Annotated in this window: 27 protein-coding genes; 10 read left to right on the top strand and 17 right to left on the bottom strand. The window is 66.5% G+C overall.

Annotated elements, in window-relative coordinates; genetic code table 11:
- Positions 1-34: 34 nt before the first annotated feature.
- On the top strand, positions 35-664 hold the full coding sequence (locus tag QM806_RS23385) for a class I SAM-dependent methyltransferase (RefSeq protein WP_005262736.1): 630 nt from the start codon (positions 35-37) through the stop codon (positions 662-664).
- Here the strand turns inward: QM806_RS23385 and QM806_RS23380 are convergent.
- Positions 615-1,385 (bottom strand): MerR family transcriptional regulator, encoded by a 771-nt coding sequence (locus tag QM806_RS23380; protein ID WP_005564570.1) that lies wholly within the window; start codon positions 1,383-1,385, stop codon positions 615-617. The genes QM806_RS23385 and QM806_RS23380 overlap by 50 nt on opposite strands.
- A 63-nt stretch (positions 1,386-1,448) precedes the next feature.
- Here QM806_RS23380 and QM806_RS23375 point away from each other — a divergent pair, with 63 nt between their 5' ends.
- Positions 1,449-1,919 (top strand): DUF6194 family protein, encoded by a 471-nt coding sequence (locus QM806_RS23375; RefSeq protein WP_005564569.1) that lies wholly within the window; start codon positions 1,449-1,451, stop codon positions 1,917-1,919.
- A 61-nt stretch (positions 1,920-1,980) separates the two neighbouring features.
- On the opposite strand, the gene QM806_RS23370 is transcribed toward QM806_RS23375, so the two are convergent.
- A complete protein-coding gene (locus QM806_RS23370) occupies positions 1,981-2,265 on the bottom strand; it encodes a hypothetical protein (protein WP_005564568.1) in 285 nt (94 codons plus the stop codon).
- Between the two features lie 364 nt (positions 2,266-2,629).
- Here QM806_RS23370 and QM806_RS23365 point away from each other — a divergent pair, with 364 nt between their 5' ends.
- Positions 2,630-3,364: an alpha/beta fold hydrolase gene (locus tag QM806_RS23365; RefSeq protein WP_231137595.1), complete on the top strand. Its 735-nt coding sequence runs from the start codon at positions 2,630-2,632 to the stop codon at positions 3,362-3,364.
- Positions 3,365-3,403: 39 nt separating this feature from the next.
- Here QM806_RS23365 and QM806_RS23360 read toward each other — a convergent pair whose 3' ends face one another.
- Positions 3,404-4,438, bottom strand: a complete 1,035-nt coding sequence (locus QM806_RS23360; protein ID WP_005564565.1) for a Gfo/Idh/MocA family oxidoreductase — start codon at positions 4,436-4,438, stop codon at positions 3,404-3,406.
- Positions 4,439-4,639: 201 nt separating this feature from the next.
- Between QM806_RS23360 and QM806_RS23355 the strand changes: the two genes are divergently transcribed.
- A complete protein-coding gene (locus QM806_RS23355) occupies positions 4,640-5,230 on the top strand; it encodes a class I SAM-dependent methyltransferase (protein ID WP_005564563.1) in 591 nt (196 codons plus the stop codon).
- A 52-nt stretch (positions 5,231-5,282) separates the two neighbouring features.
- On the opposite strand, the gene QM806_RS23350 is transcribed toward QM806_RS23355, so the two are convergent.
- On the bottom strand, positions 5,283-5,603 hold the full coding sequence (locus tag QM806_RS23350) for a hypothetical protein (protein WP_005246478.1): 321 nt from the start codon (positions 5,601-5,603) through the stop codon (positions 5,283-5,285).
- 244 nt (positions 5,604-5,847) lie between these two features.
- On the opposite strand from QM806_RS23350, the gene QM806_RS23345 reads away from it, so the two are divergent.
- The 3 genes from QM806_RS23345 (at position 5,848) to QM806_RS23335 (ending at position 7,907) form a co-directional block, all read left to right on the top strand.
- The gene (locus QM806_RS23345; protein WP_005564561.1) at positions 5,848-6,558 is read left to right on the top strand and encodes an SDR family NAD(P)-dependent oxidoreductase; all 711 of its coding nucleotides are present in this window, start codon (positions 5,848-5,850) and stop codon (positions 6,556-6,558) included.
- On the top strand, positions 6,555-7,613 hold the full coding sequence (locus QM806_RS23340; RefSeq protein WP_265145986.1) for an S-adenosylmethionine:tRNA ribosyltransferase-isomerase: 1,059 nt from the start codon (positions 6,555-6,557) through the stop codon (positions 7,611-7,613). Before QM806_RS23345 ends, QM806_RS23340 begins: the two co-directional genes overlap by 4 nt.
- A gap of 99 nt (positions 7,614-7,712) precedes the next feature.
- Positions 7,713-7,907: a CsbD family protein gene (locus tag QM806_RS23335; RefSeq protein WP_005262636.1), complete on the top strand. Its 195-nt coding sequence runs from the start codon at positions 7,713-7,715 to the stop codon at positions 7,905-7,907.
- 21 nt (positions 7,908-7,928) lie between these two features.
- Here QM806_RS23335 and QM806_RS23330 read toward each other — a convergent pair whose 3' ends face one another.
- The 11 genes from QM806_RS23330 to QM806_RS23280 all read right to left on the bottom strand — a co-directional run bounded on the left by QM806_RS23330 (position 7,929) and on the right by QM806_RS23280 (position 14,024).
- Positions 7,929-8,261: a gas vesicle protein K gene (locus QM806_RS23330; RefSeq protein WP_005262635.1), complete on the bottom strand. Its 333-nt coding sequence runs from the start codon at positions 8,259-8,261 to the stop codon at positions 7,929-7,931.
- Positions 8,254-8,463: a gas vesicle protein gene (locus QM806_RS23325; RefSeq protein ID WP_005262634.1), complete on the bottom strand. Its 210-nt coding sequence runs from the start codon at positions 8,461-8,463 to the stop codon at positions 8,254-8,256. The genes QM806_RS23330 and QM806_RS23325 overlap by 8 nt, the downstream gene beginning before the upstream one ends.
- Positions 8,464-8,467: 4 nt before the next feature.
- Positions 8,468-9,247: a GvpL/GvpF family gas vesicle protein gene (locus QM806_RS23320; RefSeq protein ID WP_265145985.1), complete on the bottom strand. Its 780-nt coding sequence runs from the start codon at positions 9,245-9,247 to the stop codon at positions 8,468-8,470.
- A complete protein-coding gene (locus QM806_RS23315; protein ID WP_005262632.1) occupies positions 9,234-9,641 on the bottom strand; it encodes a gas vesicle protein in 408 nt (135 codons plus the stop codon). The genes QM806_RS23320 and QM806_RS23315 overlap by 14 nt, the downstream gene beginning before the upstream one ends.
- On the bottom strand, positions 9,638-9,928 hold the full coding sequence (locus tag QM806_RS23310; protein ID WP_005564559.1) for a gas vesicle protein GvpO: 291 nt from the start codon (positions 9,926-9,928) through the stop codon (positions 9,638-9,640). The genes QM806_RS23315 and QM806_RS23310 overlap by 4 nt, the downstream gene beginning before the upstream one ends.
- A gap of 6 nt (positions 9,929-9,934) precedes the next feature.
- A complete protein-coding gene (locus QM806_RS23305; RefSeq protein WP_005564558.1) occupies positions 9,935-10,186 on the bottom strand; it encodes a gas vesicle protein GvpG in 252 nt (83 codons plus the stop codon).
- A 3-nt stretch (positions 10,187-10,189) separates the two neighbouring features.
- A complete protein-coding gene (locus QM806_RS23300; protein WP_005564556.1) occupies positions 10,190-10,969 on the bottom strand; it encodes a GvpL/GvpF family gas vesicle protein in 780 nt (259 codons plus the stop codon).
- Entirely contained in the window at positions 10,969-11,382 is a 414-nt protein-coding gene (gene gvpJ, locus QM806_RS23295; RefSeq protein ID WP_005246459.1) for a gas vesicle protein GvpJ, read from the bottom strand. The genes QM806_RS23300 and gvpJ overlap by 1 nt, the downstream gene beginning before the upstream one ends.
- Positions 11,379-12,548 (bottom strand): SRPBCC family protein, encoded by a 1,170-nt coding sequence (locus tag QM806_RS23290; protein ID WP_283293012.1) that lies wholly within the window; start codon positions 12,546-12,548, stop codon positions 11,379-11,381. Before QM806_RS23290 ends, gvpJ begins: the two co-directional genes overlap by 4 nt.
- Before the next feature lie 5 nt (positions 12,549-12,553).
- Positions 12,554-13,276: a hypothetical protein gene (locus QM806_RS23285; RefSeq protein ID WP_043789147.1), complete on the bottom strand. Its 723-nt coding sequence runs from the start codon at positions 13,274-13,276 to the stop codon at positions 12,554-12,556.
- 280 nt (positions 13,277-13,556) lie between these two features.
- Positions 13,557-14,024, bottom strand: coding sequence for a hypothetical protein (locus QM806_RS23280; protein ID WP_283293010.1), 468 nt, complete (start codon positions 14,022-14,024; stop codon positions 13,557-13,559).
- Between the two features lie 869 nt (positions 14,025-14,893).
- Here QM806_RS23280 and QM806_RS23275 point away from each other — a divergent pair.
- The 3 genes from QM806_RS23275 to QM806_RS23265 all read left to right on the top strand — a co-directional run bounded on the left by QM806_RS23275 (position 14,894) and on the right by QM806_RS23265 (position 17,847).
- Positions 14,894-16,093, top strand: coding sequence for a serine hydrolase domain-containing protein (locus tag QM806_RS23275; RefSeq protein ID WP_005565563.1), 1,200 nt, complete (start codon positions 14,894-14,896; stop codon positions 16,091-16,093).
- Between the two features lie 116 nt (positions 16,094-16,209).
- Positions 16,210-17,256, top strand: coding sequence for a sigma-70 family RNA polymerase sigma factor (locus QM806_RS23270; RefSeq protein WP_043789156.1), 1,047 nt, complete (start codon positions 16,210-16,212; stop codon positions 17,254-17,256).
- 204 nt (positions 17,257-17,460) lie between these two features.
- Positions 17,461-17,847 (top strand): hypothetical protein, encoded by a 387-nt coding sequence (locus tag QM806_RS23265; protein ID WP_005565561.1) that lies wholly within the window; start codon positions 17,461-17,463, stop codon positions 17,845-17,847.
- 11 nt (positions 17,848-17,858) lie between these two features.
- On the opposite strand, the gene QM806_RS23260 is transcribed toward QM806_RS23265, so the two are convergent.
- Both QM806_RS23260 and QM806_RS23255 read right to left on the bottom strand, forming a co-directional pair.
- Complete coding sequence (locus QM806_RS23260; RefSeq protein WP_182624854.1) at positions 17,859-18,785, bottom strand: LLM class F420-dependent oxidoreductase; 927 nt, start codon at positions 18,783-18,785, stop codon at positions 17,859-17,861.
- Between the two features lie 414 nt (positions 18,786-19,199).
- Positions 19,200-19,517 (bottom strand): chorismate mutase, encoded by a 318-nt coding sequence (locus QM806_RS23255; protein ID WP_005565559.1) that lies wholly within the window; start codon positions 19,515-19,517, stop codon positions 19,200-19,202.
- Positions 19,518-19,653 lie beyond the last annotated feature (136 nt).

Below are 19,653 nucleotides of genomic sequence, written 5' to 3'. Positions count from 1 at the left end.
TCGCCGGGCGGGCCGCATCGAGGAGGAATCGGTAATGAGTGCACGTACACCCAAGGAGCGCATCCCCAGCCAGTGGGAGGAGATCACAGCCGCCGATCCCGGGCACTCGACGTGGTACGTCGAGCGGTTCCGGGCGATGGAGGCGCAGGGCAAGGACATCGTGGGAGAGGCGCGCCTGGTCGATGCAATGCTCGGCCGTGGCGGTCGGGTACTCGACGCGGGGTGCGGACTGGGCCGCCTCGGCGGCTATTTGCACGATGCCGGTCATGTCGTGGTGGGTGTCGATGTGGATCCTGTGCTCATCGACGTGGCGAAGGAGGATCACCCCGGTCCGACGTGGCTGGTCGGTGACCTCGCGGAGTTGGATCTGCCGGCCGACGGCATAACAGCCGATTTCGACGTGATCGTCTGTGCCGGCAACGTGATGACTTTCCTTGCGCCGTCGACCCGCGAGTCGGTGCTGGCGGGATTCGCCTCCCATCTCGCCCCGACCGGTCGCGTGGTTGTGGGGTTCGGTGCAGACCGGGGCTACGAGTTCTCGCAATTCCTCGCGGACGCTCAGGCCAACGGCCTCACGGCAGATCTGCTGCTGTCGACGTGGGATCTGCGCCCGTTCACCGAGGATTCCGACTTTCTCGTGGCGGTGTTTTCGCGCGCGCACTGACCACCCCTTCCTGGAGCGAGAGGAGCACGGTGAGGGCAGCGGTTGCATCGAGCAAGGCTCGGGAGCGTGCCGTGGTGGCCTGGTCGCGGGCAGCCAGCGCGGCGCCGATGTCACCCGATCCGGAAGTGTGCCCGAGTTGTGCCAAGACCCCGCGGAGAGGTGCGATGCGATAACCGGCCTTTCGCAGCTGATGCACGACGCGAGCGTCGCCGACCTGGGTCGGGGAGTACCGGCGCGCTCCCGTGGGTGTGTCCCGGTCGGGGACGACGAGTCCCTCTGTGTCCCAGTGCCGCAACGTGGAGGGGCGGATGCCGAGGGCGACGGCGAGTTCGCTCACGCTCATCCAGTCCGAGGCCTGCACGTCGTCGATCGGTTCGGTCGAGATCACATCGGCGGCCTCCTTCGCCAGGGCCAGTTCGGTTCGTTCCGCGTGGAGTCGGGCGTGTGCTGCATCGAGGAGAGCGACCGTTGTCGCGGCCGGGCACGTGTGCACGCTGCGCATGATCCGTTTGGCTTCGACCGGGCCGGCGCCGATGGCGAGTTCCCGATAGGCGAGCGCGGCCTGCACGTGCGCGTCGGTGTAGATGCGGTATCCGGTTGCGGTGCGGGTTGCGGGAGGCAGCAACCCGTCGCGTTCGAGGTTGCGCACGTGTTGCACGGAGCACCCGGCACGCCGGGCGACATCGACGGTCCGCAGATGAGGTGATTGGAGACTTGGCACCGTATTTCTCCTACGTTTGCTCTTCGAGGTCTCCACGAGCACTTTAATGAAACGCTGGAAGCTATGACCATGGACGACATCATCGACTTCGTCGAAGGCCTCGGCGACGTTCTGACGCTCAGGCCTGCCCCCGGTGACGGTTCGCCGGAGATCAGCTGGGGTGACACCTTCTTCTACTACTCACCGGATCGAATCGTTCCCGACAGGACCCAGCCCTTCGCCACGATCGTCACCAAGAACTACCCCGGCGACGAAAGCTCGGGTCTGGACCGCGCGGGCGCGTTCCGGGTGAACATCCACGCCGGGAAGGAGGCATTCATCGAGGCAACCGGCCACGCACCGCGAGAACAGGGCGTCGCCGACGCCGGTGTGCCCGACACCGTCATCGCGCATCCCGTCTACGGCCCGTTGGGCTGGCTGGCGGTCACCGAGCCTGGCTCTCGCTCCGGCGAAGTCACTCGAGAGTTGCTGCGCGGGGCGCACGCCCTCGCTCGCTCGCGCTACGAGCGACGAGCGGAATCCACCCGACGCTGATACGAGAAAGGCGCGCGGGACCGAGGACGACGAAACTGGCGTCGTCCTCGGTCACGCGTCGTCACATCTGGTAGATCTGGCTGCTGTTCCATCCGACGAGGAGTTCGTCGAGCGTCATGCTCTGGTCCCTGCGTTCTTGCCGTTGGTCGCGTTGTCGGTCGTGGCGGGGGCCGTCACCGTGGTCACCGCGGTCGCCGGGGATGGTGGGTGCGGCGACTGTCGTGACGGGATGGTCGGCTGCTGTCGCGACGGCGGTGCTGGCTCCGAGAGGGATGACGGCGAGCGCGGCGGCGACGGCGGCCGTGGCGAACCGGTTTCGCAGGCGGATTCGAGGGAGACGGGTCACTGCGCCCGAAGTATTCGCCGCGTGCGACGTCTCTGAGTGGGGAAGTGAGGTGTGCATTTCGTAGTGTCCTGTTCGAATGCGTGGGCCCAACGTCCACAGCTACTCGAATGGTGTCGGCGAAGGCCCGGAACGTTACACCCGACGGTCCAGGAATTTCGTTTCCACAGTGGATCCCTCCCCGTAGTGGAGATGTTCTCCATGGATGGATTCCCGAGTCCGTACTACCGTCGCAGTGACCGCAGGCGGGCGCCGTGGCGCGTCGGCCGGGACCAGTGGGGGGAGAGGAGAAGCAGAGCCTTCCATCGAATCTGGCGGGGCTCGAATCGACTACACCGTGCACGGTGACGGCCGATCCTCGTCGAGCGTGGTTTTGCTGGCGGGTTTCACAGCCCCCGCCACGTCGTGGCGGTATCAGATCCCGTCGCTGATCCAGTCAGGTCACCGCGTCATCGCGGTGGATCTGCCGGGCCACGGAACGGCTCCCGCCATGCTGCCCGGCACGACGATGCGGACACGCGCCGGATTCGTGCACGCCCTCATCGAGCAACTCGACCTGCAAGGTGCGGCAATGATCGGAGGGTCGATGGGCGGAAACACGATCTGGTCGTACGTCGACACGTACGGCACGGGGCGGCTTCGCGCCGCGGTTGTGGTCGATCAGACTCCGCGGATGCTCAATGCACCGGAGTGGGCGTACGGGTTCTACGGCTACGACCAGGAGAAGGTCGACACATTCTTTGCGGACGGGATTCCCGCGACCGGCCACGGCACCCCGATCTGGAAACGCGGCATGCGGTTGGTCCGCCTACTCGCCGCGATGGGCCGCGTCGACCGAACCCTGTCGCCACCGGAACTCGCCCTGTTGAACGATCATGCGAAATGCGACTGGCGTTCGACGATCCGTGCGACCGATCTTCCCGTGCTCTTCGTCGCCGGTTCCGACAGCGAGTTCTGGCCGTCAGCACACGACGCAGCGGCCGCAGCACTCGCACCGAACGGAGCGCCGACCGTCGTCGCACGCGCAGGTCACGCGAGGAACATGGAACGACCACATTCGTTCAACAGGGCTGTCGCCGAATTTCTCGATTCCGCGTCCTGAGCCCCGAACCGTGGCAAGCGCCGCCGCAGTCGCTACCGGTCAGTCGACGGACTGCACGACGACCGTGCCGCCGCTCTCCGCGGACTCACGCGCCGCTGCCAACACCGCGATGGTGCCGAGCGCGGTGCGGGCAGGCACCGGTTGCTCGCCGGTGCCGGCAACGGCGGCCGCGAATTCCGTGTAGTAGTCCTGATACGCACCCCGTTGCGACGGGACCGTTTCCGCGCCCTCTGCTGTATGGAGGGCGCCCCACCGTTCCCGTCGTTCGTAACCCCACCCGGTGGGATCGTCGACGGGCCGCGTCCCCGCGAAGAGAGTCTGTGCCTGCACGTCCGTACCGTCCGCCACATAGGCGCCCAAGCTGCCGAACGCCCGCAGCCGTCGTCCCTCGAGGTGGTTGACCTTGCTCGACGAGACGCTCGAATAGACCCCGCTGCGGTGAGCGATGTTGACGACGAAGCCGGCGTCGGTGCGCCCCTCCGGCCGGTCGACATAATCGAGGTGGGCGTCGACCCTCTCTGCCGGACCGAACAACCACAGCATCTGGTCGACGACGTGTGCGCCCATGTCGCGCAGCAACCCGCCAGTTGGGCCGGCTTCGAGCGTGTCGGCACCGTCCAGGTCGAACTGGGATTCGATACGCCAGATGTCGCCGAGTCGCGGCAACACCGACCTCAGCGTGCGGATGTCGGCGTCGTATCGACGGTTGTGATAGACGCTGAGCAGCACGCCGGCGTCGTCTGCGGCTGCCACCAACTCTCGGGCCGTCTCGACGTCCGGCGCGAAGGGCTTGTCCGCGACCACGTGCACACCCCGCCCGATTGCCTCGAGTACGAGTTCGCGCCGCGTCTGCGGTGGGGTGGTGATCGTGACGGCATCGACGCCGGAGTCGATGAGCTCGCCGAGGCTCGAGAACACCGGTATTCCAGGGAAGTCTGCGGCAGCCTGGGCGACACGTGAGGCGGAGCGGGTCACGATGCCGCCCAGTGTGATTCCCTCTGCCGCTTCGACAAACGGTGCATGGAAGTAGCGGCCGCCCAGTCCGTACCCGACGATTCCGATATTCATACTCATGCGTGAAGTGTATGTTAAGACATTCGAACAATCTATGTCTGTAGAGCAGGAAGTCGCGGTGTCGGGGGTCGAGAACCGCGCAGTGCCATGCCACGATGAGGTGGCACGATGAGTTGCAGGGAGGCGACGACATTGCCGGAGCGATCAGGACCCCACGCCGACGATCCGTTCAGCGGTCGGCAGCCAACCAGCCACGAACGGATGACGGGACGGCCCTGGGATGCGTCATACCACGAGGGGCCTGCGCCGTGGGATGTCGGCCGGCCGCAGCCGGCGATCGTGCGGGTGGCATCCGAAGGTGGATTCGCCGGAGCGGTGCTCGATGCGGGATGCGGGACCGGCGAGAACGCCCTTCACGTCGCCTCGCTGGGATTGCAGGTTCTGGGCGTCGATGTGGCGGAGACGGCACTGGCGATCGCCCGTGAGAAGGCCGATGACCGTCGGATCGAGGTCGAATTCGCGGTGGCCGACGCGTTCCAGTTGGACAGTACGGGGCGCCGGTTCGACACCGTGCTGGACTGCGGACTGTTCCACACGTTCGACGCCGCCGAGCGACCACGCTACGTGGCGAGTCTGGCGTCGGTGACCGAACACGGCGGAACCGTGTATGTGTTGTGCTTCAGCGACGATGGTCCCGATACCGGCCCGCACCCCGTCCGCCGGGACGAGCTGAGAGCGGCGTTCGACCCCAGCGATGGATGGAAGGTCGCCGCCATAGAGCCGGACCGGATCGAGACGAGATTCCACGACGACGGCGCACCGGCCTGGTTCGCGACCATCGAGCGGATCTAGTCGGCGGGTGGGTCGGCCCGGTGAACGGTCGGCAATTCGTTCGTGTGTGCCGTCATTCGGCGTTGCCGGTCGGGAAGTAGACCGACCCGTCGCTACCTACGCAGCCGCCCTGGACGGGGCCGGGACCGAAGTACGCGCCGTTGACCTGACCGGCGCCACCGGAGGAATTCGACCCGACTCCGGCTCCCGCGACGCCCACTGCCCCGCAGGTGTAGCTGTTCGAGTCGCCCGGCTCGCTCTCGACCTGAACCTGTGTTCCCGGAGTGTTCGGATCCCCGTGCAGATTCGGTGCCGCGGCCGCGACACCGGGTGCGGCGAAGATGGCGAGTGCGGCGGCCGCCGCGAGCGCCGAGCGCACCGCGAATGTGTTCATGCGATTCACCCTCGATTCGGTGGGCGCCCCGGATTCAGCTCGCCCGGTTCCGGCGGGCCGTCTCCCGCGACGCGTTCGTCTCACGGTAGGACCCCAATTATCGTTCGCTCCACCCTGAAATCCCACCCCGGGTGTGCGCCGCGTGAATCGGCCAGGCGGCACGCTCCACCCACCGCCCTTGACATGAAGTGGACTTTAGGTTTCACGATGGGTCGCAGATGTCACTGGAGGCAAGGAGTCTGCGATGAACGGCACCAGGACGGCGCTGATCACAGGAGGATCGGCAGGGCTGGGACGGGCGAGCGCACTCGCGCTCGTGGAGCGCGGCTGGGAGGTGATCGTCACCGGGAGGCGGGTCGAACCGCTCGATCGGGTTGCCGCGCGGGCTCACACCATTACCGCCCTCCCCGGTGACGTGACCGATCCGCGGCAGCGCGAGCGCATCGCCGTCGAGATCGCGGCGCGGGGGCGACTGGACCTGTTGCTCAACAACGCCAGCGCGCTCGGACCCAGCCCGATGCCCACCCTCGCCCGGTATCCGGAGGACGCATTGGCGCAGGTCTTCGCGACCGATGTGCTCGCACCGCTGGCCTTGATCGCCGCGCTGATCGCGCATGTGCGGAATGCGGGCGGGACCGTGATCAACATTTCGTCGGATGCCGCGGTCGAGGCGTATGCGGGCTGGGGCGGTTACGGGGCGGCGAAGGCGGCGCTCGACCACGCGACCGCGGTGCTGGCGGTCGAGGAGCCCGGCCTGGCGGTCTACGCCTTCGATCCCGGCGACATGCGCACCGAGATGCATCAGGCGGCGTTCCCCGGCGAGGACATCTCGGATCGGCCCGATCCCGAGACCGTGGTACCAGCGTTGCTGCATTTGCTCGACACGAGCCCACCCAGCGGCCGGTACCGTGCGGCGGACCTCGCGGTCGCAGCGAACACGGTGGTGTCGTCGTGACGCGCGCACGGGTCGCCTCCGCGGCCGAGTTCCGGTTCGTGCTGCCTCAGCGGTTGGAGGCGAGTGGTCCACCGGAGAGCCGGGGGTTGCTGCGCGATTCGGTGCGGCTGCTGGTATCCGATCGGGGCAGTGTGGAACACACCAGATTTCACGAGCTGCCGCGCTTCCTGCAGCCGGGCGACGTGGTGGTGGTGAACGCGTCGTCGACGTTGGCCGCGGCGGTGGACGGGACCGTCGACACGGTGGGACCCGTGGTCGTGCACTTCTCCACCGACCTCGAGGATGGGGACTGGGTGGTCGAGGTGCGAGCGCCGGGACCGGTCTCCGTGGCCCTCGACGCGGTCGCGGCGGGAACACGGATCATTCTGCCGCGCGGCGTTGTTGCGACGCTCGTGGAACCGTGGCCCCTCGGTTCGACCAGGCTGTGGCGGGCCTCGATCGACGGCGTCGCGGACGTAGCCGCGGAACTGCTCGCCACCTCGGGCCGTCCGATCACCTACGCGTACGTCCACGAACGCTGGCCCCTGTCGTCGTACCAGACGATCTTCGGACGCACCGGTGGAAGCGCCGAGATGGCCAGCGCCGCCCGGCCGTTCACCCATCCGATGGTTACCGATCTGGTGACGTCGGGCGTGGTGGTGGCGCCGATCCTGCTGCACACGGGTGTCTCGTCGCCGGAGCGAGGGGAGCCACCGATCCCGGAGCGTTACGAGGTGCCGGAGCAGACGGCGCGCCTGGTCAACGACCGGCGCGCCGCCGGAGGTCGCGTCATCGCGGTCGGCACCACCGTGACGAGGGCCCTCGAGACCCAGGCCACTTCGGACGGCATGTCGCTGGCGGGCGCCGGCTGGACGGACCTGGTACTGAGCGCGGCGAGGCCGACACGGGTGGTGGACGGCCTGATCACGGGCTGGCACGCGCCGGGGGCGTCGCACCTGATGCTGCTCGAATCGGTGGTGGGGGAGGCGGCCGTCCGTCGCGCCTACGACGAGGCGCTGGCACACGGCTACCTCTGGCACGAGTTCGGGGACAGTGCGCTGTTGCTGCGACGGTGACGCCGCGATCGCGCTTCTCGACAGCGACCCCGGGTGCGAGTTGACTGAAGGTGGTGATCTCGGCAAATCAGAAGGGATCGCAGAGAGCAGGACGTCGTCATGAACATGGGAAAGAAGATCCGGCACAAGGTCGAAACCGCCGAAGGCGCCACCAAGAAGGCTGTCGGCAGGGCCACTGGGAACGCCCACCTCGAGGCGGAGGGGAGCAAGGAACAGGCCAAGGGCAACACCAAGCAGATGGGAGACAAGTTCAAGGACGCGGGCAAGAAGATCAAGAACGCCTTCAAACATTGATCGAACCTCGGTGAGTCCGGACTATTCGTTCGACAGCAGCGGCCCCAGCGGTCCGAGGTCGATGTTCAGGTCCTCGGGCGTGAGATCGAAATGCTCACGCAACTCGGCCATCCGCTCCTCGAGGAGCATGAGTGTCGTGCCGATGCGTTCGATCTGCTCGTCGCTGAGATCGCCGTGTTCGACTCGGCGTATCGCCTGCCGTTCCATCAACTGTCGTAGTAGTTCGACGATCGTCAGGACCAGCGTGACCAGGCCCTTCTCGACGGATTCGGGGTCGGCGTCGATTCGCTGCGGAAGAACCCGGCGACCGATGTCGGTCGGTGCATCCGAATCGACGGGCTCGGACTCAGTCATCGGCGGGGTCCGGCCCGGCCGGGTCGGGGACGAGTGCGCTGACCGATGCGATGAGTGTGCGCAGCGAGATCCGGACCATGTCGACGTCGGCGAGCGACAGGGTGATCTCACCGGTGATGACGACGCCACCGCCGAGCACCCGATCGAGCAGGTCGACGAGCGCGATGCGGCGAGTGTCGTCCGCGGGGACCATCTCGCTCATGGGCTCACCCGTCGATCCCGGCGAAGGAGTACGGCGGCCACGGTCCGGTCAGATCCAGTGTGATGCCCGGGCGTTCGGTGTCGAGTGCCGACACGAGCGCAGCGAAGTCGTCGACCCGTGCGTTGTCCACGAGGTAGGTGCCGTTGAAGATCATCCAGGCCCGTTTGCCGGTCAGCACCGGATCGGTGACTTGCCGTCGAAGCCCGTCGACGGCATGGCCCAGGAGCGCGGAGTGAATCTCGTCCGCGTGGCCGGCCGCCCTGCGTTCCACGTCTTGCTGTGCGCTCAACTCCGCACGACGACGCAGGAGATACGCGGTCCCCTTTCCCGCAGTACCCGTCGCGGAAGGCTCCTCTTTCACGTTCTGCGCCAAAGCCTTCGCGTCTCCGTACGCTTTGACACCCCATTCGCTTCGTCCGGTCACCCGACGCAGCGTTGTGCTGAACTCCTCCTGTCGTTCGTCGAGGAGGAGGCGAACGCGATCGTCGTCGAGGTAGAGGGTCGCCAACCGCAATGGAACGGTGGGACCGTGGCGCAGTACGGCAGCCACCACAGCGTCGTGTGCTCTCGCGGTTGCCGCGAGCCAGTCGAGGTCCTCGAGGTTGCGCTGCAGCGGGTCCTGCCCGAATTCGCTCAGACTCACCGTCCCCACCACCGCGACCAGACCCGCCGACGCCACCGCCCGGACCGGCTCGCCGGCCACTCCGGTGACACCGGCGAGTTGTGCGTCGCCGATGCTGTCGGTGGTGATGCTGTAGAGCCACACGCCGTCATCCGCGGTCATCGTCTTGCTCCTGACGTTTCGCCTCCACCTCGACCGTTTCGGCGGCCTCCACGGCAGGACGAACAGACCTGTCGGACTCGAGTTCGGCGATCCGCTCCCGCAGCTTCCGGTTCTCGAGTTCGACGTCGCTGTTCCTGCCGGTCAGCCAGGGGTCGTGCTCCCACCAATCGATGCCTACCTCCTTCGCGGTTTCCAGCGAGGCGATCACCAGTCGGACCTTGATGGTCAGCAGTTCGATGTCGAGCAGGTTGACCTGGATGTCTCCGGCGATCACGAGCCCCTTGTCGAGTACCCGCTCGAGGATCTCGCCGAGGTTCGTCGACTGGTGCCCGCCGCCCATTCCGCCGCCCGAACTCTGCGGAAGGTTGCTCGCGCCGCCGCCGGCGATGGTCATGACTGCGCGCTCCCGCTGTCACCGACACCTCGGACGTAGCGGCGGGTTCTGCGGTAGGACAGGAGCTCTCCATCCAGATCCAACACCACCTCGTATATCGCGAGCATGTCCGTCGACGACGGTATTCGCCGGTCCTCGACTACCTCCACCTCCACCGTCCAGCCGTCGTCGGTCGGCATGACCGATGTCGCACCCAGTGGTTTCTTGCCGGTCAACTGCGCAATGTCACGCGTCGCGATCTCGGCGATCTCGGGTGCCGGCAACGGTGGTGGCTCCTCTTCTGCCATCGCCCGTCACTCCTTTTCCGGACCGGTGGGATGTGCTGTTCCGGTCATTCGATCGAGGATGGCCTGCTGTGCCTGCTCTTCCTCCTCGGCGGAGATCTCGCCTGCCGCACGGGCGTCCTCCAGCTCCTCGAGAGCGCGGCGCGCACTCGCGGGATTGTGGAGTTCCTCCTCGACCTGTTGCTGGATCAACTCGGCCAGCGAGATCACCCCGCGAACGGGGGCGAGCGGCAGGGTGGCGATGAACGACAGCAGACCCATCGGTCAGCCCTCCGGTTTCTGCGTCACCACGAAGTCGTAGGCGGCGAGCGGTCCGAGCAGGCGCATGTCGACTCGGCCGTCCCACTGCTCGGCCAGTTCTCCCACCGCCTTCTCCAGTTCTTCCTGCCGGGCGACCTCGACGAGGACGGCTACTTGCGCGGCCTCCTCCTCGTGCGTCGGTTCCCGGACGTTGACCGAATCGGACAGCGAGTCGAGTGCTTCGACCACCTTCCGGGTGTCTTCGTCGCGCTTGGCCTCGATGGCGTTGCTCACGATCTCGCCGAGGGCCATCCGGGCGTCGCGGGTGGTCTCCTCGGGCTGATCTCGGATCGTGCCGAGCAGCTTGCTCGCCTGTTCGTTCTCTTCGATTATTTCTCGGAGGATCGCCTCCTCGACGTATCGCCCCTTCACGACGTATTGTGCTCGGCCTTCGAGTTCCTCCAGCGCGGCGGCGAACTCCTCGGCGTGTGCCGCGAGTAACTCCTCCGCGACGGCATCCTCATCGGTCATGACCGCCCCGAAACGAAGTGGGAGCACCGGTGCCACCCGAGACGTGCCGTCCAGCACGTGCGCATGGGTTCGGAGGTCCTCGGGCTTACCGAGCGGTCTGTCTACTGAAATTTCGCTCACGAGCGCTGCGATGTCGCCGTGCTTGACGGTGCTGACCGGTCCGTCACATACGCCGACCGCGTCTTCTTCGGCTTCCACATCGGCAGGCACGATTCCGTACACGTAGACACCGCTGGTGCGCGGCTCGTCGGTGCTCTGGTTTGACGTAGACATCACTTGTCCCCTCGAGTGGACTTGCGCGAAACCCGTTCGCGCTCAGGTTCTTCCTGACCTCCGCCGAGGATGTCGCCGAGTTTCTCGCCCGCGGACTCGAGTGCGCCCTTGGTTTTCGACTTGGCACCACCCTCGGTGACGTCCCCGACGAGATCCGTCAGGCCCTTCGGCTCGCCACTGCCGATTTCGAGCCGGTTCACGGCCTCCGCGAACCGCAGGTAGGTGTCGACACTGGCGACCACGACGCGTGCGTCGATCGTCAGCAGTTCGATGCCGACCAGCGAGACACGCACGTAGGCGTCGATGACGAGACCCTTGTCGAGGATGGTGTCGATGACGTCGGCGAGGCTACTCGAGCTGGGACCGCCGCTGACTCCGCCGCCACCTCCCCCCGCCGGTTGTATCGCCGTCATCGCCGTGCTCCTTGTCTCGAGCCCGCCGTCTTCGCGGCAGTCTTGCGCGGGCGACCTCGCCGTTTCGGGGCCTGATCCTCGGCGGCAGCCGCGGTCTTGCGCGGGCGACCTCGGCGCCGCGGCGGCGGTGCTTCCTCGTCCTCGTCCGTTTGCTCGCCGGCGTCCTCGTCGGTTTCCTCGGTGTGGTCTTCGTTGGTTTCCTCAGCCTCGTCGCCTTCGGGCTCCTCGCCTTCGGGCTCTTCACCCTCGCTCTCGTCCGTTTCCTCTTCCTCGAGATCCTCCGATTCCTCCGGCTGCGCCTCGTCCTCCTCCTGCTCGACTACCTGACCGTCCCGGATTTCTCCGCGCCAGCCCTCGACTTCGTCGGGATGGAGAACGGCCTGTGTCATGACGTGGCGTGCAAAGTGCTTCAATTCCAGCCGTGCTCGTCGTCCCTGTGCACGCCAGAGGTTTCCCGTCTTCTCGAACAATCCCTTCGGGTGATACTCGAGGATGAGGACGATGCGGGTGAGATCGGGAGTCACCTCGTGGAACGTCACCGCCCCGTCGATGAAACCTTTGGCGCCCTTCGAGCGCCACACGATCCGCTCGTCGGGAACCTGCTCGAGGATCGTCGCTTCCCAGGTTCGGTGCGACAGGAAGATCTGCGCTTTCCATTCGAGCTTTTCGTCCGATTCCTGTTCGACCCGTTCGACCTTTTTCATGAACGACGGGAAGTCGGCGAATTGGGTCCATTGGTTGTAGGCCAGCTGGACCGGGACTCCGACGTCGATCGTTTCGACGATATTGGTCAATTTCAGCTTCTTGCCTTTTCCGCTACCACCACCGCCCCCGCCGGTGACGGCCTCCTTGACGTCGGAGGCTTTGTCCTTGACCATCTGCTTGGCGCCCTCCCACCAGCCGCCGCCGGTGTCGGACTTGTCCGGCGACTCATCGTCATCCGTTTTCTCGGAACCGGTGAGTGCGGCGAGCAGCCCTCCTTCACCGCCGCTCTCGGCGTAGTCGGTGAGCCGACCGGAGGTGTTCGACACCTTGTCCGAGACCGACGACAGTGCCTTCTCGGCGACCGTGCCGAGCAGCGTCTGTATCGAGTCCTGCAGCACGCTCGACGCGCCGTGCCCGTCGCCCGGTACGGCCCCTTGTAGTTTCTTCGCGGCGTTCGTCATCGCCGTCACCTCCGTGCCCGTCGGACGGGCGCAGAATTAGTCGTGGCTTTCGCCCGTGTCTTGCGGACCCTGGTAGGGGCCTCTTCGTCATCCTCGTCGGATTTTGCGCTCCGCGATCTGCTGGTCGGCCGGGAGCTGCCGTTGCTGGAAGTCCGTCGACGCGCGGCGGGGCGCTTGCGTGGGGGCGCGGATTCCTCGTCGGCGGCATCTTCCTCGTCGGCGGCATCTTCCTCGTCGGGTTCCTCGTACTCGTCGTCCTCGTCGGCGTACTGTTCGTCCGGCTCTTCCTCGACTTCGGCTTCGTCGTACTCCTCGTCCTCGGACCGGCCGCGTCGCTTGCGACCGAGTTTTCCGAGCCTGCTGAGCTTGCCTACGGAATTGCCGACACCACTCGCGGTGTCGTCCACGGTGTCGCCAACGTCGCCGACGACTTCTCCGCCGCTCGACAGGAGGCGGCTGTTGAGCGAGTTAATACGGTGGCTTGCGGCGGTGACGGCTGCGGCCTTCGCCGCGCTGACCAGCTCTTCACGCACCGAGTCGCTGATCTTGGCGAACTCGGGGGAGCTCGCGAGCATCTTCGTACCGCGTTCCAGTAAATCGCGTGGCCCGCCGGGGAAGCGTCCGGTCGCACCCGCGGCCGCGAGCATCAGTGCCATCTTCATTCGGTGTGTACGGCCGAGCATGTATCCCGCGCCGACGGCCAATGCCACCTGACCTTTGGTTTTCATCGTCGAACCCCTTTACCGAGTAGTCACCGGCGCGCCGCTCGCCCACTTCGGCAATGTGTCGCAGAACCGTCCTCGGAAATGTCTCGCAAAACCGTGCGCGGTAAGGGGCGCCGCTTGTCGACTACCCAAGCTGCGAGACACTCAACCACCAGCAATAAATTCGGTTCGGGCAGCCTTCGGCGGCCACGCATCCATGCGGACTGTCTCTAGATGGCGGATTGGCGCCGAGAATCGAAAGTGCCTCAGCAGCAACCCTGTTCACGGAGAAGATTCTGGGCGTTCACGTGGCGGCGGCGCGCACCACCGCCACCAGTGCCGCGACAATGAGCACCAGCAGGAGGACCACGAGCAATACCGGCGCGAGCAGGGACCCGAGGACAAGGACGAGAACGAGGGCGACCTTGGCCTTGCCGCTCAACCCGGACACGAGCGCTTTGATCGCGGCCCACACAGGATTCTTGCCGGTCAGCGCGGCCCGAATGCCTGCGATTACGGCGTCGATCCCCGCGTCGCTCTGCGCGATCGTGTCGACGAGCGTGTCCATCCATTCCCGGAACTTCTGCCGAATATTCAGCGTCACCGTCTCGCCGCGTTCTCGCATCGCGTCCATGAGCCGGTGAACGTGGTCTTTCAGCCACGCGATGACCGCCTCGACCGACCGCGACAACAGTCCGCGTTCGGTCTCCTGCGAGATCGGGTCAGGCCTGCGCTGACGAGCCGGCGTGGTGGGCCGAGGGCGCGCCGTCACGTGGGACCCTGTGTCTCGGGAACGCTTCCGGGCCGTCGGCTTCGTAGCGTCGGGGCGGTCCGCTCGGGGTGCGGGTTTGCTTCTCCCGGGCACGCTGTCGCGTGACGTGGAGGGTGATCTTTCGGCTGCCGGCCGCCTGGGGGGCAACGGTCGTCTTCGTGGCAGCCGACCCGAGGCTGCGACGGCGGGCGGCGTCGACTTCATCGAAATCTGGTGAGATCGAACTGTCGCCGCCGTGGCGGTGGCCCTCGGCTCGTCGTTGTCCGCGGTCTTGCTGTGAGAGGAAGTGCCTCCACGGTCAGGCCTGGCCGGTGTGCTCCGGCCGCTTGTCCTCACTCGTGCACCCATACACCGCAATTACCCTCGCGACCATTCTTGAAACGGAGCCGATTTGGTGGGCGCTACAGGTGCGGCGGATCTACCCCTCTCCGACGCCGCGTTCGTCTGAGCGGGTTGTTGCGGGTGACGATGAGCGGGTCGGAGGAGGTGAACCGGTGATCGGGTGTCAGTGCGGTTCCCGCATTCTGTCTCCTCGGGGCCCATCGTGAAGGTGGAGAAGTGTACTTTCTCGCGGGAGATTGTTCCGGTGAAGTCGAAGGAGCGGGCGGGCATCGGGGTTAGGATGCACAAGGAGATCTGCCCAGCTGATACCGCTCATCGGCGCGGTATCGAACTCTGCCGCAGAGGCGGTGATGCCGGCGATGAGGAATTTCCCGGTGGGGAACGTGCCGAGCCGGACGGCTGGAGGGCGCCGGAGCCGCACACCGAATGCCACCCGCGCCGCTGTGCTCGCGGTGGGCGTTGCCGTTGCGATCGCGGGCTGCTCGACCAGTTCGGAGCCGACGACCTCGCAGGCGTCCAACGGTGCAGTGCCCGCCGCGACGAGCGCGGCCGCACCGGAGGGGTCGGCGCTGAAACCCATCGATCCGGCTACATTCCAGGCCGCCGTGAACGCGGCGGCCGAGGAGCTACTCGTGCCCGGCGCGGTGGTGCAGCTCCGCACCCCGCAGGGGACCTTTGGCGCCGTGGTCGGTACGGCCGAACTGGGCGCGCAGACGCCGCCTGACGAACAAACCCATTTCCGGATCGCGTCGAACACCAAGACCATGACGGCGGCGCTGACCGTGCTCCTCGCCCAAGACGGGAAGCTCGAGTTCAGCGACCCGGTGTCCACCTACGTTTCGGATGTGCCCAACGGCGAGAACATCACCGTCGCAGAGCTGTTGACGATGCGCAGTGGACTGTACAACTACACGAACTCGCCCGAATTCGCGGCCACTCTGGATGCCGACCCGGCGAAGGCCTGGACGCCGCAAGAGGTCTTGGATATCGCGTTCCGGCACCCGCCGGACTTCCCGCCGGGCACCTCCTACGAGTACAGCAATACGAACTACGCATTGCTGGGTCTGATCGCCGAGAAGGTCGGCGCGCGCCCATTGGCCGAGCAATTCCGGGATCGATTGTTCGGGCCCCTCGGGTTGCAGCAAACCTCGCTTCCCGCCGCCGTCGACGCCGCGACCATCCCGGATCGCTATTCGCACGGCTACATGTACGGCGAATCGTCCTACGCGATGGTCGACGAGGAGTATCCCGCCGACATGCAGGCCGCCGCACGCGCGGGAACGCTCCAACCCCTCGATTACACCAACCAGAATTCCTCCTACGCCACCGCTGCCGGTGGCGCCATCTCCACGGCAGACGACCTGGCCACGTGGATCCGGGCCCTGGTGTCGGGCACTGTCCTGAATCCCGAGTACCAGCAGCAATGGCTCCACAGCCTGCAACCCGAGGATCCGAGCACACCCGACGGGCAGCAATACGGGTACGGCATCAGCTATCAGCGTTTCGGGCCGAACGCCTCGATGTACTACCACGGCGGTGAGCTGCCGGGTTTCAACTCGTTCATCGGCTACGACCCGGACAACGACGTCACGCTGGTGATCTGGACGAATCTGACCCTGTCACCCGAGGGCAAGACCACGGCGAACGCTTTGCTGCCCACCGTTCTCGACGAGGTCTACGCCGGGATGTCGCTGGCGCCCACACCGGCTGCGACCACCACCAGGTGACGCGGTGCGCTGTGCCACGGTCCGATGCCCGAGATCGACCGCGGGGCCCGGTCTACCGCTGGCAGGTCTCGCCGGTCGCCGGTGCGGCCGCCGGCGGTCGGGCAGAATCGTCCCTTGTGACCGACATGTCCGCACGAACACCCGTCGCGGAAGACGCCGAGGATGCCGACCTGGCCAGGGCGCGCCATGGAGACGATGCCGCGTTCACCCGCCTCGTCGGACCGTTGCGCCGAGAACTGCACGCGCATTGTTACCGCATGCTCGGATCCAGTCACGACGCCGACGACGCTCTGCAGGATGCCTTGTTGCGGGCGTGGCGCGGTTTTGCTCGGTTCGAAGGTCGAAGCACGCTGCGCTCCTGGCTCTACACCGTCGCGACACGCACGTGCCTGGACACCGTCGAATCGCGCGGTAGGCGGGCCCTGCCCGTCGACCTGGGCCCGTCCAGTGATCGTGCCGTCATCGGTGACATCCCGCTCACGGACGTGGCCTGGCTGGGGCCCTACGCTGACGCGGGTCCGACCGCCGAATCGGCGGGGCCGGCCGCACACTACGAGCAACGCGAGGCTGTCGAATTGGCATTCGTTGCGGCACTGCAACATCTGCCGGGCAATCAGCGGGCGGCCCTGCTTCTCTTCGAAGTCTTGGGTTTCTCCGCCGCCGAGATCGCCGACACCATGAATACGTCGACGGCGTCGGTGAACAGCGCGCTGCAGCGGGCACGGGCGATCGTCGCCGAAAAGATTCCGCCGGTCACGCAGGCGCACACTTTGCGAGAGATCGACGACACGCGTCTGCGTGCCATCGTCGCCGGGTACTCCAGTGCTTTGGAACGCGGTGATGCCGACGCCCTGGTTGCCTTGCTGACGGAGGATGTCACCTGGTCGATGCCACCGATGGCGCACTGGTACCGCGGTCTCGACGCGGTCACCGATTTCGCGGTCCGGGTCCCGCTCACGGGGTGCGGTTCGTGGCGTCACCTCCCGGTCGGTGCGAACGGTCAGCCCGCCGTCGCCTTCTACCTCTGGGACGAAGACGCCGGCACCCACCTGCCCTGGTCGATCACCGTGCTGACCCTGCGCGGCACCAAGATCGCGGACCTCACCTCGTTCCTCGGGCCGGAACACTTCGAGCCGTTCGGGCTGCCCGAATCGCTGCCCTGAACCCTTGCTCGGCGAGGTGCTGTGTGCCACGGGCGGCACCACGACGGCACACACATCTTTACCGAGACCTCGAGCCGAACATTTCAGCCCTGCCGGCGGACAATCGCCGGGGTAGTCTTCCGATGCCGCGGTTTCGCCACCGATGATGCAGCCGCAGGTTACAGTCGGAACCGGTTTTTCCTTCTTCAGCAGGGTGGGATCGCGATGAACTTGATCAAGAAATCGGCAGCGTCGGTCCTCGTCGCAGCGACGGTGACACTCGGGGCGGGTACGGCCCACGCCGACCCGGTCCTACCGAACACGGGAACGCCGGCCCTGGCGATCCCCGGCAGGCACGAGGTCGACAAGCAGAAGGCCCTCGAAAACATGCTCAACGAGCTCGGCGTCGGCTGGGCCAACGGGGGAGCGGCCGGGACGGCGATCGGCGCGCTCATCGGTCTCGGCGTCGGGTGTGTCTCGATGTTCCCCGGCAGTCTCGCCGGTTGCATCGTCGGCACGCCGATCGGGGCGATCACCGGCGCGATCGTCGGTATCGGGCAGGGCAACCCCCGGGCGCAGCAGGCCATTCAGGAATACATCAACACCCCGTGAGTCGTTGTCCGTCAGCTCTGTTCTCGGAGTTGACGGATCACGGGCGCGAACATCTCCAGATACGGTTCGTGGACGGTGATGTACGAGAAACCGTAGCGGTCCCGATGGCGTCGGAGCTGCTCGGCCATCTCCTCCACGGTCCCCACGAGGACATACGGGGTGTCGAGGAGGTCGTCGACCGACATCGTCCCACCGAGCCGGTCCGCGATCTCGCTCGCCGCGGCCCGGCGGTCATCCGTCTCGACGACCGTCTGGACCAGGAGATGCCACTCGATGTCTTCGGCTCTCGCGCCGGCATGTGTCCGCACGAATCGAATTCGCTCGGCGGTCTCGTCCGCGGTGGCGAGGCGGAAGGTGCCCGGGGGTCGGCCCGGAATCTGAAATGCCCCCGCCACGCCGACGATGTCGGCGTGGGCCGCCGCGACCCTCAGCACCCGGTCGCCGGTGCCGCCGATGATCAGTGGTGGGCCCGAGCCGCCGAATCCGCGCCGCTGCAACGGTCGTGGCAGGGCGCGGCCCTCGGGTAACTCGTCGAGATCCGCGGTGAAGAAGGTGCGCAGGCCGTCGACCATCTCCGACAACTGTTCGACCCGTCCGCCGAGGGCTTTCCATTCGATACCAGCTGCGTCGAACTCCCACTTCATGTGTCCGGCACCGAGTCCGATGTCGAGCCTTCCGTCGGTGAGGACGTCCGTCGTCGCGATCTCGCGGGCGAGGAGGACGGCATTCCAGAACGGTGCGTTGAGCACCAGGGTTCCGACACGCAAGCGGGTGGCACCGGCGACGGCCACCAGCAGCGGAAACGGGGCCGGGGCGCCGAGATGGTCCGCGGCGAACACGGTGTCGTAGCCGGCGCTCTCGCCGAGTCGGCATCGGTCGAGAAGGGCGTCGAGGGACTCGAAGCCGAAGATGTTGAACGAGAATCGGAAATCACGCATGGTCTTCACGATGCACCCCGAGCGGCTCGGCTGGTGACCGAATGCGGTGAGGAAATCCAAGGACTGCGTGGCGACGGAAGTAGGCCTTCTGCTCGGGGTGGGCGCACGGCGCAGTCGGACGGGGTGGGAGAGGCATCGACCGCCTGCTGGTGGTCGAGGGCGGCACCGAACGCACTGAAGTCGCCTCGCCGCTGGGCGTCGCGGATCTGTTCGAGTGCCGCCTTCAGTTCGACAGCCGCGGTCGCATCCGCCGTCGGAGGATCCGGGGTGGTGACATCGGGTGGGGACGCTTTCGGTGTCGCGGCCGATCTGGCGCACCCGGATTGTGCTGGACAGGCGAACAGTGCCCAGCGTCACGACGACTGCTGGGCACTGCTCTCGTGCTCGGTATCGACCGAGGTGAAAGTGGGTGGGCTACCGAGTTCGGTACGTCGAAGAGAAGGGTGGCCGCGCGAGCCGGAGCAATTCCAGGGCCAGCAGCGAGCCGCGGGGACCCAACTCGTCCTGATACCGGCGGATCACGTCCGTCTCGCCGCCGAGCGCGACCATCGGTGCACCGGACTCGACCCGGGTTCGGGCCGCGAGCTGTGCGAGAGCGAGACGGCGGTTGACCGCATCCAGGATCTCCGCATCGAGGCGGGCGATCTCGGCGTGAACGCGACTCAGATCTGTGGCGGCAGGTGATGTGCCCCCAGCGTTTTCGGCGACCGCCCCGCAATCAGTGTCCGTCATCATTGCTCCTCGACTGGGTGACCGTGTACGACCATCCTCGAACGGGAGTGGCCGTGAAGACAGACACCCTTGGGTGCAGATCGTCGACCCCTGGCCGACTCGACCGCCCGAGTGGCTACCGCGGTGCAGTTCGGGT

It is taken from the genome of Rhodococcus sp. IEGM 1351, from assembly GCF_030056875.1.
In the GTDB taxonomy this organism is placed as follows: domain Bacteria; phylum Actinomycetota; class Actinomycetes; order Mycobacteriales; family Mycobacteriaceae; genus Rhodococcus_F; species Rhodococcus_F opacus.
Note: the sequence above shows the minus strand (reverse complement) of the source record. Positions and strands in the feature narration are given on the sequence as shown.

Excerpts from the sequence above, each read along its gene's own strand:
- QM806_RS23350 (WP_005246478.1), bottom strand. The coding sequence starts at position 5,603 with ATGAACACATTCGCGGTGCGCTCGGCGCTCGCGGCGGCCGCCGCACTC.
- QM806_RS23375 (WP_005564569.1), top strand. The coding sequence starts at position 1,449 with ATGACCATGGACGACATCATCGACTTCGTCGAAGGCCTCGGCGACGTT.
- QM806_RS23355 (WP_005564563.1), top strand. The coding sequence starts at position 4,640 with ATGACGGGACGGCCCTGGGATGCGTCATACCACGAGGGGCCTGCGCCG.
- QM806_RS23345 (WP_005564561.1), top strand. The coding sequence starts at position 5,848 with ATGAACGGCACCAGGACGGCGCTGATCACAGGAGGATCGGCAGGGCTG.
- QM806_RS23360 (WP_005564565.1), bottom strand. The coding sequence starts at position 4,438 with ATGAGTATGAATATCGGAATCGTCGGGTACGGACTGGGCGGCCGCTAC.
- QM806_RS23320 (WP_265145985.1), bottom strand. The coding sequence starts at position 9,247 with ATGACCGCGGATGACGGCGTGTGGCTCTACAGCATCACCACCGACAGC.
- QM806_RS23290 (WP_283293012.1), bottom strand. The coding sequence starts at position 12,548 with ATGACGAACGCCGCGAAGAAACTACAAGGGGCCGTACCGGGCGACGGG.
- QM806_RS23315 (WP_005262632.1), bottom strand. The coding sequence starts at position 9,641 with ATGACCATCGCCGGCGGCGGCGCGAGCAACCTTCCGCAGAGTTCGGGC.
- QM806_RS23330 (WP_005262635.1), bottom strand. The coding sequence starts at position 8,261 with ATGACTGAGTCCGAGCCCGTCGATTCGGATGCACCGACCGACATCGGT.
- QM806_RS23285 (WP_043789147.1), bottom strand. The coding sequence starts at position 13,276 with ATGAAAACCAAAGGTCAGGTGGCATTGGCCGTCGGCGCGGGATACATG.
- QM806_RS23300 (WP_005564556.1), bottom strand. The coding sequence starts at position 10,969 with ATGTCTACGTCAAACCAGAGCACCGACGAGCCGCGCACCAGCGGTGTC.
- QM806_RS23310 (WP_005564559.1), bottom strand. The coding sequence starts at position 9,928 with ATGGCAGAAGAGGAGCCACCACCGTTGCCGGCACCCGAGATCGCCGAG.
- QM806_RS23385 (WP_005262736.1), top strand. The coding sequence starts at position 35 with ATGAGTGCACGTACACCCAAGGAGCGCATCCCCAGCCAGTGGGAGGAG.
- QM806_RS23265 (WP_005565561.1), top strand. The coding sequence starts at position 17,461 with ATGAACTTGATCAAGAAATCGGCAGCGTCGGTCCTCGTCGCAGCGACG.
- QM806_RS23255 (WP_005565559.1), bottom strand. The coding sequence starts at position 19,517 with ATGACGGACACTGATTGCGGGGCGGTCGCCGAAAACGCTGGGGGCACA.
- QM806_RS23305 (WP_005564558.1), bottom strand. The coding sequence starts at position 10,186 with ATGGGTCTGCTGTCGTTCATCGCCACCCTGCCGCTCGCCCCCGTTCGC.
- QM806_RS23325 (WP_005262634.1), bottom strand. The coding sequence starts at position 8,463 with ATGAGCGAGATGGTCCCCGCGGACGACACTCGCCGCATCGCGCTCGTC.
- gvpJ (WP_005246459.1), bottom strand. The coding sequence starts at position 11,382 with ATGACGGCGATACAACCGGCGGGGGGAGGTGGCGGCGGAGTCAGCGGC.
- QM806_RS23260 (WP_182624854.1), bottom strand. The coding sequence starts at position 18,785 with ATGCGTGATTTCCGATTCTCGTTCAACATCTTCGGCTTCGAGTCCCTC.
- QM806_RS23335 (WP_005262636.1), top strand. The coding sequence starts at position 7,713 with ATGAACATGGGAAAGAAGATCCGGCACAAGGTCGAAACCGCCGAAGGC.